Origin of the sequence: Psychromonas ingrahamii 37 (genome assembly GCF_000015285.1) — a bacterium.
In the GTDB taxonomy this organism is placed as follows: Bacteria; Pseudomonadota; Gammaproteobacteria; order Enterobacterales; family Psychromonadaceae; genus Psychromonas; species Psychromonas ingrahamii.
The window spans coordinates 60,719-74,512 of the sequence record NC_008709.1; the positions used below are offsets into that span (position 1 = coordinate 60,719).

General features: G+C 40.6%; 12 protein-coding genes. 8 read left to right on the plus strand and 4 right to left on the minus strand.

What is annotated here, in order from left to right; genetic code table 11:
• Positions 1-51 precede the first annotated feature (51 nt).
• On the minus strand, positions 52-231 hold the full coding sequence (gene lptM / locus PING_RS00245; protein WP_157035272.1) for an LPS translocon maturation chaperone LptM: 180 nt from the start codon (positions 229-231) through the stop codon (positions 52-54).
• 144 nt (positions 232-375) lie between these two features.
• Here lptM and cyaY point away from each other — a divergent pair, with 144 nt between their 5' ends.
• The 4 genes from cyaY to PING_RS00265 all read left to right on the plus strand — a co-directional run bounded on the left by cyaY (position 376) and on the right by PING_RS00265 (position 4,105).
• A complete protein-coding gene (gene cyaY / locus PING_RS00250; protein WP_011768475.1) occupies positions 376-693 on the plus strand; it encodes an iron donor protein CyaY in 318 nt (105 codons plus the stop codon).
• A gap of 155 nt (positions 694-848) precedes the next feature.
• Positions 849-1,082, plus strand: a complete 234-nt coding sequence (locus PING_RS00255; protein WP_041765684.1) for a hypothetical protein — start codon at positions 849-851, stop codon at positions 1,080-1,082.
• Between the two features lie 50 nt (positions 1,083-1,132).
• Positions 1,133-1,618, plus strand: coding sequence for a pantetheine-phosphate adenylyltransferase (gene coaD, locus PING_RS00260; RefSeq protein WP_011768476.1), 486 nt, complete (start codon positions 1,133-1,135; stop codon positions 1,616-1,618).
• A gap of 780 nt (positions 1,619-2,398) precedes the next feature.
• Positions 2,399-4,105 (plus strand): GlyGly-CTERM sorting domain-containing protein, encoded by a 1,707-nt coding sequence (locus PING_RS00265; protein ID WP_011768477.1) that lies wholly within the window; start codon positions 2,399-2,401, stop codon positions 4,103-4,105.
• 465 nt (positions 4,106-4,570) lie between these two features.
• On the opposite strand, the gene PING_RS00270 is transcribed toward PING_RS00265, so the two are convergent.
• Positions 4,571-5,341, minus strand: coding sequence for an SDR family NAD(P)-dependent oxidoreductase (locus PING_RS00270; RefSeq protein WP_011768478.1), 771 nt, complete (start codon positions 5,339-5,341; stop codon positions 4,571-4,573).
• Between the two features lie 254 nt (positions 5,342-5,595).
• Positions 5,596-7,068 carry a MocR-like pyridoxine biosynthesis transcription factor PdxR gene (pdxR, locus tag PING_RS00275; RefSeq protein ID WP_011768479.1) on the minus strand — a complete coding sequence of 491 codons (1,473 nt, stop codon included), beginning with the start codon at positions 7,066-7,068 and terminating at the stop codon, positions 5,596-5,598.
• Between the two features lie 267 nt (positions 7,069-7,335).
• On the opposite strand from pdxR, the gene tauA reads away from it, so the two are divergent.
• Genes tauA through PING_RS00290 form a run of 3 tightly spaced genes read left to right on the plus strand, consistent with a single transcriptional unit; the run spans position 7,336 to position 10,226 of the window.
• Positions 7,336-8,343 carry a taurine ABC transporter substrate-binding protein gene (gene tauA / locus PING_RS00280; RefSeq protein WP_011768480.1) on the plus strand — a complete coding sequence of 336 codons (1,008 nt, stop codon included), beginning with the start codon at positions 7,336-7,338 and terminating at the stop codon, positions 8,341-8,343.
• A gap of 41 nt (positions 8,344-8,384) precedes the next feature.
• Positions 8,385-9,224: a taurine ABC transporter ATP-binding protein gene (locus tag PING_RS00285; RefSeq protein WP_011768481.1), complete on the plus strand. Its 840-nt coding sequence runs from the start codon at positions 8,385-8,387 to the stop codon at positions 9,222-9,224.
• Positions 9,225-9,233: 9 nt separating this feature from the next.
• Positions 9,234-10,226: an ABC transporter permease subunit gene (locus tag PING_RS00290; RefSeq protein WP_011768482.1), complete on the plus strand. Its 993-nt coding sequence runs from the start codon at positions 9,234-9,236 to the stop codon at positions 10,224-10,226.
• Positions 10,227-10,964: 738 nt separating this feature from the next.
• On the opposite strand, the gene PING_RS00295 is transcribed toward PING_RS00290, so the two are convergent.
• On the minus strand, positions 10,965-11,702 hold the full coding sequence (locus PING_RS00295) for a sulfite exporter TauE/SafE family protein (RefSeq protein WP_011768483.1): 738 nt from the start codon (positions 11,700-11,702) through the stop codon (positions 10,965-10,967).
• A gap of 219 nt (positions 11,703-11,921) precedes the next feature.
• Here PING_RS00295 and PING_RS00300 point away from each other — a divergent pair, with 219 nt between their 5' ends.
• A complete protein-coding gene (locus PING_RS00300; protein ID WP_011768484.1) occupies positions 11,922-13,334 on the plus strand; it encodes an aminotransferase family protein in 1,413 nt (470 codons plus the stop codon).
• The last annotated feature ends 460 nt before the right edge of the window (positions 13,335-13,794 follow it).

Sequence of the window (13,794 nt, forward strand, 5' to 3'; positions counted from 1 at the left end):
TTTTATTTACTTAAATATGTAAAATCAATGTATTAAAAAAGCAAGTTTCTTTTATTCGCTTGCATTGATTTTTGTGGTGTCGCTGTCAGCTATTTCGGGTGATGATTGTACATTTTGTTGTTTAACAGCAGTTGCAGGTTCAGGGGTTCTATACAGCGGCCCGGTTTTACCACAACCCGCTAATACCCCTGCAAAAAACAATGCTGTAATAAATAAATTAATGTTTTTCATGCTTTTTTCCCAGCGAGTCATTGTTGCGCCACCTTGATAATGATATTTTTGCACGCAAACGGCTTAAATAGTCTGATTCCTGCGTTTTTACGCAGTTTGCGTATATAATCGCATTTCATTGTTAAAAAGCAAAGGGGAAGTAATGTGAATGATAGTGAATTTATACAATTAGCAGATCAGCTCTACCAAAAGATAGAAGAGAAAATTGAAGAATCCGGTGCAGATGTAGATTATGACCAAAATGGTAGTTTATTAACACTTGAGTTTGAAAACCATACCAAGTTAATTATTAACCGTCAGCAACCTTTGCATCAAGTTTGGTTGGCGACATTAGAGAATGGTCATCATTACGACTACAATAATGGCAAATGGATAGATGATCGCAGTGGAGATGAGTTTTTAACCTTTTTATCCGCGGCTATTTTCAAACAATCAAAAGAAACCGTCGATTTTACCGAATAAAAGGCATTATTCTGCGGAATCTATTTAGAAATACCCCAATCATTACTGCGCAGTAGATTGTTATGCTTGTTAGATAAAATATAATCCGTATTGGGTTGTTTCTTTTATGTTTTTTTTGAAAGTAAATTTTCTCTTATACTTTCAATGGAGTAACCATGTTTAAATTGTTGTTTGTGTATCCCGTTGTAGCATTAATTATTTTTTGGCTTGCAAGTGATACTGAAGTCGGGGCTTCTGTGTATGTCCTCGAGGATAATTATATTAAGCTTGAATTTCCAAAGGAAAGTTTGCGCTCGGCCGACAATCCCGATCCTTGGTACAGCCTTTACTGGAATGCAGGTTCTGCTCGTGAAGGTTTAAATAAAATTAATGATGCTGTGGTTAAGTAAATACAACTAAGTAAATATAGTTAAGTAAATATAATAATGGTTGAATCAATATGAAAACAGTTGTTTTTCCCGGTTCATTTGATCCGGTCACATTAGGTCATATTGATCTGATCACCAGAGCCAGTAAACTAGCGGAAAGAGTTGTTATTGCTGTGGCGGTGAACACCAGTAAAAGAACTTTGTTTAATTTAAATGAGCGCTGTGATTTATTATCCGAAGCAACGGCTCATTTAAGCGGCATTGAAGTGATTCCTTTCTCGGGTTTATTGGCAGATTTTGCTAAAGAGCATAATGCACAAGCGCTTATTCGCGGGATACGTGGTACGACAGACGCTGATTATGAATTACAACTGGCGCAAGTGAATAAAGCATTAAACTCAGAATTAGAAACCATTTTGTTACCCGCCAATGCCGCAACCGGTTTTATCTCATCAACCGTAGTTAAAGAGGTGTTCAAGCATAATGGGGATATTGACCCGTTTGCGCCACCCTGTGTGAAACAAGCGTTATTGATAAAACACTCCGAGAATAGTTAATTCAATACACCGACCTGCCTTCGGTATTTTTTCTCCCTAGCACACTAAGCTTAGCCTGCTGATCATCCTAAGCTACCTAGCCAGTTTAGTTTGTTTGCAGGCTTTCGCTTATGGCTAATGGTTGAACTTTCATTGTTGGAGTTCCACCCTTGACCGCCTAACCTTTTTTTCACGCTCTGCATGATGGTCTTTGTAACGTTTTGGTTGTTTGTAAGTGTTCGCTTGTTAGCTGGAGGTGGAACCTTAGTTGTTGGTCTTCAGCCCCTGACGGCGTGTTAGATGATGAGAAACCGAAACGCAGTTTCGCAGTTCGAGAGAATCATGCTCTTTCAACAGCAAAAGAAAAGTAACCAAAAGAATGCCGTATACAGGGACGGCAGAGCCTGTCCCGCTCATAATCCTGAACTGGCGTTCAATTCGCCTAAACATTTTTTATTCTAATCCGCCCAATAACTTCTTAACGCACCAGCTCGGACAGCACACCCATGTGCAGAGCCGAGCTTAATGAAATCCTCCCTGATTTCATTTGCTAAAGTTATCGTTCGAATTAGAAAAACGTAATGGAAATTGCCTAACCGCTTTAGTTTTGTATTCTAATATATTGAATTTATTGAGACTAAAAGTGGCTGCTCTTCTTTTTATTTTTTACTTCTTTTTTGCTCATAAAAATTAACCTGACGGGCATCAAAATATTCAAATAAAATTATGGTGTTAATTTAAATAAATCGTAAGATAATTACGAGTGAATTTTAACCTGAAAATAAAAAAAGGAGTGTCATAATGAAAAAAATAATCACAAAAATGCTTGTAGTGACAGCTATTACAGGCATCTTCAGCCCTCTGGCTGTGGCGGGTACAACGACAGTTACGAGACAGACACACTCAGTAGAGGGTCTTGTTGGCGTTACGGCAAGCCAGACGTCAAACTCAATTTCATATACTCTAGGAGATAATTATAGTGTAGGGGATGAGATAACCTTTACTTTCCCGGTAGGAGCATTAACCCCTCAGAATTTCCCTCCTAATATTAGCTCAGCTAATCTTGATCTGACGTTAGTCTCAAATGATGGCTCCTCAATTCTTTACCAGGTTGATACTGTGACAGGCAATTCATCAGGAGATGTAATCGCTCTGGGGCAAGCAACAATCAACTCTACTTTCCTAAGTAGTAACAGAATCACCGTGACAGTATCATCACAACATCTTGGTGCTGCTTTTGATGCTGCGGGCACTCGTAGTTCAACGGTTGCTGAGGCTAAAAGTCAGTTCGGCACTGTTTCCATTAATCCAACCTTCGATAATACTATTGCCAATGATAATGAAAATGATCCCGATGGTGGTACTTTCTTTGCAAGTGCGGACGATACTATCACTTTTTCAGTGACGAACCCTGCCATCACGGGCTGGCTAAATATAGCTACAGTTAACAGCACTCAGGTAACACTTTCGGGCGAAGCGGGGAAAATGGCTGGTTTCAGTGCTTCAAACTTTAGTACTGCCGGTACTAAAACACTGACTGAAAATGAAGCGAAATTGGATATCTCTTATACTGGGTTGATAACCACTGATACTATTACTTTCACTCCAGATACAGCGCCTCTTTTGGCACAAACATTTAAGATGGATGTGATCTACAACTACCAGTCAGCAGGTGCAGTTTCAGGCTCGAAAAAGGTAGGCAATCAAGTGACTGCAGGTGCTTGGACATTATCGTACCCTAATGTAGCAAACGCTAGTGTTGTATTTAATCATCACAGCAACACCTTCAATGGTGCTTATTGTGATATCGATAATGTATTCGATGCCGGTGAAACCAGTATGCTCACGGTCACGCTTCCTGATGCAGATTGGGGGAGCGTATCATCTATCATAGCGACGGTAGAGAGCGCCGCCGACATTACCTTTGCAAATGAGGGTATTATTAATTTTGTGGATGGTACGTTGAGTGCTGGACTTGAAATGACGCTAAATACGGCGGGGACTAATGAGCAGATTGATATTGTAGTCAGCTTTACCTCGAATGATGCGAATCTTGCTTTACCTCAGCCTATTACCAGTACAATGAAGGTTAATTTTGATTATGAAGGCGCTACTCCAACCGTAGTCGCGGATTCTGGTGAATGTGTTAACAGGAAACCTGTGTTAGGCGATGTTACCGGATCTGGAAGTATTGTCGAAAGAGCAGAAGTTACTTTAACTGCACAGGCGATAGATCATGATTTTGATAACTTGACTTATACCTGGCTGCAGACAGCGGGCAAAACATTAGATGTTGATAGTACTAGCGCGACATTAATTTTTAATGCACCAGCAGTTGAAAATAATGAAACTTATACTTTTTCTGTTATAGCCAATGATGGTCATTTATCCTCGGATGCAAAAGAAGTATCATTTACTGTCACACCATCTAATTCAGGCGGCGGCAGCATGGGATTATTTTCCCTGTTACTGTTACCACTGTGTTTTCTTCGTCGTAAAAAACGCTAACCCGCTTTAAGCTTAAAAAGCCTGATACCTTTAGACGGGTATCAGGCTTTTTTTATTTACGGATTCTGTTAGCCTCAAATAGCTAAAAGACAAACCATAACAACCATACTGCTAACAACTATGCCACCTAACAACCATGCCACCTAACAACCATGCCACCCATTTTTCTAACCAATAAGTCCTTTTAAATCGCATTAACAAACCACCTTAAGATAGCGATTCTGGCATATTAATATGTAATACCAATTCGCATAAATATCTGACCTATCTTACTTGTTAAAATTAACGCTAGCTTCGTTGTTTTCAATCTCAATAGCCAGCTATTGCTCAATCAAACGTCTTGCTACCATTACTTTTTCCTTCGCAATTTTAGACCATTTACTTATGCGGGTTGGTATAAGTTAATTAAAGGGGGGCTTTCTAGCGTTGCTAGCCAGCAGACTACCAACCACTAAATTGATCTCGTTAGGGATGCTTAATTATTTTAAAGTTATCCCAAGCCTGAGAGGTTGGCATCACTTCTATACTGTTAATATTAATGTGAGCAGGCTGCTCTGCTATCCAGAATATAATATTAGCGATATCTTCAGGTTGTAGGGCATCAGCATTGTTATAAATTTGCTGGTATTTTTCTTTATCCCCTTTAAACCTTACCAGGCTAAATTCACTTTCAGATAAACCCGGTTCTAAACTGGTAACGCGTACGCCGGTCCCGGCAAAGTCACTGCGCAGATTTCTGGAAAATTGTGCCACAAATGCTTTGCTTGCACCATAAACATGGCTGCCCGGATAAGACCAATTAGCTGCTATGCTCGCAAGGTTAATAATACTGGCCGATGCTTGTTTACGTAATATAGGTAACAAACTGTGAGTCACATTGACCAGTCCCGTGACATTGGTATCTATCATTGTATGCCAGTCATCCAGTGATGCCTTATCTGCAGACTCTGTGCCCAAAGCAAGACCTGCATTATTGACCAATATTGATACCTGCTTAAAATTATCAGGAATAGCCTGAGTAAATGTTTTTATAGCCTCACTGTCACGTACATCTAACTGATAAAAAAAGACATCTGTTATTGGTGATAGTTGATCGCTGAGCTTCTGCAATCGTTCTTTTCTACGGCCAGTAATAATTAATGGATAACCATGTTGAGCAAATTTTTTCGCGGTTGCCAGCCCAAATCCAGATGTTGCTCCGGTGATTAAAACGGTGGGCATTAATTTTGTGTTCATAGAAAATTCCTTATTAGGTATTGTGCATTACGCGTTATTCTCCGTCTGTCTAATAAGCTACTGTTCAAGAGTTAAAAAAGTTAGAGCCAGATCTTAATATGATCAATACCAGCATTTTTAATGTGCAGGTTCCATACTTTAAATGGACGTCATCTTTTGAATTTAGTGTATGGTAAAAAATAAAGAAGGTCTTTGAGTTAACAGATTAAGTTTGTCTATTAAATACAGTCTATTTTATGAATGAGATGGATAAATCATTTATTCTTCAGTGTGTTAATCAGCTCTCCCAAAATGGCTAACCCTGGTAAAATCTTGTCGCCGCTAATCGCTGAAAATCCAAGTCTAATATAATTTTCAGGTGCATTTTCCTGCATAAAAAGACTATCGCCAGATTCGACTAAAATGCCCTGTTCGGCTGCAATATCGACTAATAAATGACTGTTAATACCTGCCGGTAAACCAATCCAGAAACAGAAACTGCCCGCGGTAGAGTGGATCTCGCAGTCACCGAGATGGCGCTCAATGCCTTGTTGCATCAGTAGCCACTTTTTTTCATAGGATTGACGCATCCGGCGAATATGGCTGTCATAATAACCCTGGCTGAGAAATAACGCTGTAATGCGCTGGTTATTGGATGGCGGATGACGGTAATGCAAGGCGCGCAATTTACGCAGTTCAGTAATTAATGAACTGTCTGCAACCAAATAACCTATCCGTATTCCTGGCGAGAGTGACTTGGATAAACTGCCCGTATAAATGACTCGACCGTCCTGATCAAAACTTTTCAGAGCCGGCAGTGGCTTTTCTATAAAATTAACTTCACTTTCGTAGTCATCTTCAATAACAATAAAGTCATCTTTACATGCTTGCTCAAGCAATGCTTTGCGGCGCTCTATTGTCATTGTTACCGTGGTTGGGTATTGATGGCTGGGTGTCACGCAGACATAATCACAAGCTTTGAGCTGTTCGCCTACCTGTACACCTTGATGATCAATTTTAAGCGCTTTAACGGGACTATCACATAATGAGATAACATGTCGTAGGTTGGCATAACCCGGATTTTCGACACCAAAAGTGACTGACTTATCAGCTAATAAGCTGGTTAATAAAAACAGCGAGTTTTGAGTGCCCAGAGTGATTAATACTTCATCTGTCTTAGCACTGATGCCACGTTTGGATAAAATTTGCTGGCGGATCTGCGAAACCAGCTGCGGGTCATCCATATCAATAAAACCTTCTACCCATTCATGCAATTTACCTTTGCTTTCCGCGATCCGAGAACACTCTCGCCATTGATAAAGGGGGAATTCATTGACATCTATATGTCCATAAATAAAGGGATAAGTGTACTTTATCCAATTTTCATCTTTGTTCAGTGTGGATAGCTTGCTGGGTTTTTTTTGTAATCGCTCGCACCAATTTGGCTGACGAGAAATCTTTTTAGGGTTAAGTTGCACCGTCTTGGGGAGCTGCTCCATGGATAAATCGGGATCAACAAAAAAACCACAACGTTCACGAGCAACAAGATAACCTTCATCAACCAGGCTTTCGTAGACCAATACAACGGTATTTCTTGATACGCCAAGCAGTTCAGCCATCTTCCGGCCGGAGGGGAGAGGCTTGTCACCAAAGGTGTCTTGAGTGATCAGCTGTACTAATTTTTCACGGATTTGTTGCTGATAAGTGCTGTTTTGATGGAGCTCAATATTTATTAAAAAATCAGCCATTAGACCACCTGTATAAAATATTGGAGTGTATTTTGCATGTGTTTTGCATATGTTTTTATTTCTCCGTGATAACAGTAAGCCTTCTCTTTTATTATTAAGCAACTTTCAAGCCAACATGTGGTTTTTAATAAGAGAATGAAACATAACAATAACAATCGTGGACTATTAATTTAATAAACTGGTTCTATACCTTATTTTTAGCAGCACGTAGTTTAATTAGGGAGAGCAACGTCGCATCAAAAAATCAGATCACTAAGGAACTTTAAGATGAAAAAATGTAAACCACTCAAAATAATGGCCGCAATGGCTGGACTATTTTTTGCTTCAACGTTAGCGGCAAAAGATGTCACTATCGGTTACATGGGGATGAATAACCCTTGGAAGCATGCGATTAACGAAAAGTTAATTGAGAAAGAAACGGGTTACAAGGTTGATTGGAGACGTTTTTACTCAGGATCAAAAGTGATCACTGCGATGGCATCAGGATCAATTGATATTGCTTCTGCGGGGTCTAGCCCAATTGCTGCGGCAGTAAGTCATGGTATCGAGATTGAATTAGTTTGGATTCTAGAAAACATTGCCGATGCAGAAGCGCTTGTTGTACGTAATGGTGCAGGGATCACCTCTCCATCAGATTTAAAAGGCAAGCGTATTGCGGTCCCTTTTGTATCAACCACTCACTTCCATACTTTGTTTGCTTTAGAGCAGTTTGGGCTGTCTGATGAAGACGTTAGATTAATCAATATGCAACCAAATACCATTGGTGCAGCATGGGAACGTGGTGATATTGACGGCGCGTTTATCTGGGATCCTGTACTGGGTAAAATCAAAAAAGACGGTAAAGTTTTAATCACTTCAAGAACCTTAAGTTCTTGGGGTAAGCCAACCTTTGATGGTTTGGTTGTCGATAAAAAATTCGGTAAAGAAAATGCAGATTTTATGGCTAAAGTACTGAAAATTGCCGCTGATCTTGACCAAGAGTACCGTAGTAATAAAGAGTCTTTTGATGCCACTCACCCAATTGCTAAATCAATTTCAAAAATTTCGGGTAGTGACGTTAACGACGTCGCCGGTGTGTTAGACCTATATGAATTCCCTGACTTTGCTACGCAACTATCATGCAACTGGCTTGGTTGTGGTATGGAAGGTGGTGCTGCTAAGTCACTTAAGTCAACGTCAGAGTTCCTGAAAAAAGGAAAGAAAATAAATGATTTAATGCCAGATTACAGTGTTTTTGTTAATCCTGAATACGCGCTTGCAGCCTCTAAATTATAAGTGCGGTATTAACTTCAATCTATCTATTTAGGAGCGTTGTAATGAACACATTAAAAATTTGTGATGTATCTGTTGTTTATCCGGGCTCAGAAGGCGGGGAGTCAGTGGCCGCATTGTCGAATGTTAATTTAGCCATGGAACAGGGCGATTTAGTGGTTGCTTTAGGAGCGTCGGGTTGCGGTAAAACCACTCTGCTTAATCTAATTGCAGGTTTTATCTCGCCAACTAAGGGGTACTTAACACTAGGTAATAGTACAGTCAAAGGTTATCCCAGGGTCGTTTGTGGGCAGGATATTGGTGATGAGATTACCGGACCTGACGCCGGCCGTGGTGTTGTGTTTCAGAAACATGCGCTCTTACCCTGGCTAAATGTGATTGAAAATACAGCGCTTGGTTTAAAGCTGCAGGGAATGGATAAGATAGCGCGTCGCCAACGTGCGGCTGAATATCTTAAACTTGTTGGTCTGGAAGATTTCCATCAACATAAGATATATCAGCTCTCCGGCGGTATGCAGCAGCGAGTAGGGATTGCTCGCGCACTTGCTAATGATCCCAAAATGTTGCTTCTTGATGAGCCATTGGGTGCTCTTGATGCACTGACTCGCGAGTCGTTACAAGAACTGCTGCTTGATGTCTGGCGTGAAACCAACAAGATGATGTTCTTCATCACACATAGTGTTGATGAAGCTTTGTTGTTAGCAACTCGACTAGTGGTTATGTCGCCTAGACCCGGGCGTATTACCCATCAATTTGATTTGGATTTTAATAAACAATTTTTAGATTGTCGGGATGCTCGAAAAGTTAAATCTAGCCCTGAGTTTATAGCAATGCGTGATCAAGTTTTAGCGATTATTCATGGTGATGAATTGGCGATAGCCTAAGGATATATTATGACTAATATTACTAAACCATTTGCGACAAGTGCCGCAGAACTGGGTATATCAAAGATAAAAGAGATCAACAGCAAGCCTGTCCCGGAACAAAAAATGGTAGACACTAAGGAGGAAAGAGCAACGGCAGCAGCGGCTGTTTCGTTTTTAGATAAGATCGAGCTTAAAATAAAAAAATTAACTGCGCCAAGTGCAGTACCAAGTGGTGAATATTTTGGCACTCCAGGTGTTGGAGACAGTCGTTTAATCAGTGTTTGCTCTACAATATTTTTTATTGCGATATGGGCAATCGCAACGGAAGGTGGTTTTATTAAACCCATCTTTTTACCATCCCCCTTTGATGTGGTTGAACGCCTAATTGATATTACCGTTGATGGCTTTGCAGGCGCAACGCTATTGGAACATCTTAATGCCAGTTTAGTACGCATTTTTGGTGCTTTTATATTAGCTTGTTTAATTGGTATTCCATTAGGTATTACTATCGGTTGTAACCGTGTTTTCCGCGGTATCTTTGATCCATTGATTGAGTTTTATCGCCCACTTCCTCCACTTGCTTATTTACCACTGATCATTATTTGGTTAGGTATTGATGAGTCCAGTAAAGTGACACTCATTTTCCTAGCGATGTTAGCTCCTATTGTATTAAGTGCACGTGCAGGAGTAACGTCAGTTCGAATTGAGCAAATCCAAGTCGCTTACTCAATGGGTGCCAGTCCATGGCAGGTAGTTACCCAAGTTATCGCTCGTGGTGCAATGCCGGACATAATGACCGGTATGCGTATCGCCATTGGATTTGGCTGGACAACCTTAGTGGCTGCTGAAATGGTGGCTGCAGAACAAGGTATCGGTTTTATGGTGCTTAATGCCTCGGAGTTTTTAGTAACGGATGTGGTTATCGCGGGTATTTTAGTGATCGGGATCATTGCCTACTGCTTTGATTTACTGATGCGTTATTTGGAAGCAAAACTGATCCCCTGGAAGGGTTACAACTAACCTAAATTATCTTTTATTGCCCACTACTGCCTTTGCAGTAGTGGGCTTTTTACTATGCTGACTGTTCCTATAAATAAGCCCTTTTTTAAGTCTGCTTTTTGACCTTGGTATTATGTTATCGGTAGGGTGCATTCTATGCACCACAAGTAACGGTAATAGGTCCGTGGAGCACACCCTACGGACTATGCGATTATTATCATGGGCTGTGCTAGTTGGCACGCCAATAAGACCATCATTTTTATCTCTTAATCCCGCTGATATTTATCTGTGCTGACTTGATTCAACTAACAGCATCAGTATCCCAATGTTTTTTAGGGAGCGTGCGTGGAATATTTTTATCAGTGATCTAGAAAGTGTAAACACCCTGTTAAAGAGATTGAATCGACATGGGAAGTTAATTAATGGAATGGGTATTATGTTATCGGTAGGGTGCATTCTATACACCACAAGTAGCGGTAATCGGTGCGCGGAGCACACCCTACGAACTTTGTTCAAGAGGTTAATTAATGGAATGGGTATTATGTTATCGGTAGGGTGCATTCTATGCACCATAAGTGCGGTAATCGGTGCGCGGAGCACACCCTGCAGAGTATGCGATTATTATTATGGATCGTGCCAGTTACCACGCCAATAAGACCGCCATTAAATCTGATCACTTGATTAAAGTAAAGCGCATTTAACGGTGCTTTAGTCTGTTTTTCAGGGCAGCTTTGTTATTAGAGCAACTAGGTGAAGGGCTTATCTCAGCAGAGTTAAAGTGGCATTGATGATACCAAACAATGCGACGGCTATCAGGACAGGTAAGGCAAAGCTTTTTAAAGATTGTGGTGGTTTGCGGTTAAATAAATATTGTCCAAAATGCACCGAAAAAAGCGTCGGGATAACAAGTATTAGCAGAGCGTTGGGTAGTGTACTGTCAACAACCCCTCCGGCAATAAGTGCAATGATGGTGAAGGCCTCACTGGCGATAAAAAACAAAATCATTGTCGCCCGCTGTGAGCTCGTGCTTAAGTTACTTGATAACATATAATATACAATCATAGGGCCACCAACCGAAGCACTTGCCGTTCCAGCACCAGAGGCCAGACCAAAACCGATTTTAGTGCCGGTTTTATCTGTATTAAAAGGTCTATACTCAGACAGTAAAAGCACACAGAAAAAAAGAATAGTAATACAAATTAGTATCTTAAGTATTTCTGTCGGCATTAACATTAACAAGGCGTAGCCTAGTGGAATACCTAATAATGATCCGCAAACAAGTCTTTTCAGGGTGGTGAAATCGGCTTGTTTTAACGCTTGCCGCCATAGGTTCATACTGCAGATAAGATCTAAAGATAATACAATGGCGACACTCTGCTGGGGTGCTAAAAAGACATTGAATCCAACGACTGCAATCGCAGCAAAACCAAATCCGCTAAAGCCTCGTACCACTGCCGCAAAAATAACCACAGGAATGAGCAACCAAATTTGTTCCACTTTTTATCCTTAACTGATTGTTGAATACAGCTGTCACTATTGCAATATTAGCTTACCGGCATAAGAGCCAATTAAAGGCAATTGTGGTTCCAAAAACCCAAATCAGCAGACTGGTAAAACCGCTGGCTCCATCAATTAAAGGGGCTGGTTCTAGGGAGGTCGCCGATTATTACGTTAGTGTTATTACATAGTAATTGGCACTTATTGCAGGAGATAATTATGGGTATCATGGCGTTACCAGCATCAGAGATAATAGAAAAAGACCGCAATCATGTATGGCATCACTTAAGCCAGCATAGCGTGTTAAAACATCAAGACCCGCTAGTAATGGTGAAAGGGGTGGGATCACGCGTCTGGGATGCAAAGGGTAACAGTTATCTTGACGCATCTTCCGGTGGTGTTTGGTGTGTGAATGTGGGTTATGGCCGAACAGAAATAGCAGATGCGATCCGCGATCAAGTACTCAAATTAAATTTTTTTGCCAGCACCGCAGGTACCGCGCCAGCTGCTGAATTCGCTGAAAAATTATTAGAAAAAATGCCCGGAATGAGTCGTGTTTATTACGCCAGTTCAGGTTCGGAAGCAAATGAAAAAGCGTTTAAAATTGTGCGTCAAATTGCCCAGCAAAAGCATGGTGGTAAGAAACATAAAATATTGTATCGCGATCGGGATTATCACGGCACGACTATTGCGGCACTAAGTGCAACGGGCCAAGAAGAACGGCGTATGCATTATGGGCCATTTGTTCCAGGCTTTGTGGAGTTTCCTCATTGCTGCGAGTACAGAAGTCAGTTTGGTGATGTCAGCAACTATGGCGTTTTAGCCGCTAATGAGCTTGAAAAAGTTATTCTGCGTGAAGGACCGGACACGGTAGGTGCTGTTGTTTTTGAATCTATCACTGCTGGTGGAGGTGTGATTACTCCACCAGAAGGTTATTGGCCAGCTGTTATGGAAATTTGTAAAAAATACAATGTGCTTATACACATGGATGAAGTCGTTTGTGGAATGGGTCGAACGGGTAAATGGTTTGGTTATCAGCATTATGGCATTAAACCCGATATTGTAACCCTTGCTAAGGGGATAGCATCAAGCTATGCACCCATATCCTGTGTGGTTACCACAGAAGCCTTATTTGATGAGTTTATTGCCGATAGTAGTGACCGCGCAGCCTATTTTAGAGATGTCAGTACTTATGCAGGCTGTACAGCCGGACCCGCCGCTGCTTTAGCTAATTTGCAAATATTAGAACGAGAAAATCTTGTTAATAATAGTGCCCAAATGGGTGATTACTTGCTAAAACAGCTGGTTACTCTTAAGGACAAGTACTCTGTTATTGGTGATGTGCGTGGTAAAGGGTTGCTGCTTGGTATTGAGCTGATTAGTGATAGCAAAACAAAAAAACCGGTAGCTGAAGAAGTGGCTATAAAAATTGCAGGTATGTGTATGAAAAAAGGACTGATTATAGGCCGCACTAACCGTTCCTTCACACATTTTAATAATACCTTATGTTTGTGTCCGGTATTAACGTTAACCCAAAAAGAAGCTGACTTTATTGTGGCCACGCTTGATGCTGTTTTTAGGGAATTACTCGAGTCTGTTGATCTTTTGAGTTCAACTTTGGTTGAATCTTAAGGTGTTTTGAGCAAAGTATGATAAGAAAAACCCGAGTTTTTTAAGTGAGCGATAAATCAGCTGGTTTTTGTTAATGCTAATCCGTTAAGCATTTAATGCGACTAGTTCTTCTGGTTCTATATAAAGGTTTCTGAATTCATTTAGGAGCCTTTTTTTCACAATTAATTCCTTCCCTTTCTTTAACAAAATCAATTGATTAACCTAATGCTCTGTTAGAGCAGAATAACTTCTTAACGCACCAGCTTGGACTGTGCAGAGCCAAGTCTAGCAGAAAAAAAGTGCACGCAGAGCTTAGCCCGCTCATAAAACTAAACTGTCTTTCATAACATAATTATGCCACCCATTTTTCTAACCAATAGAATAGCTTCTTTCAATATTCATTGCGGTAGTCTTTGATGACGATTGATACACACCAATTGAACTTTTTTTTCAGTAAATGGGGTTGTAGATTATGAAATAT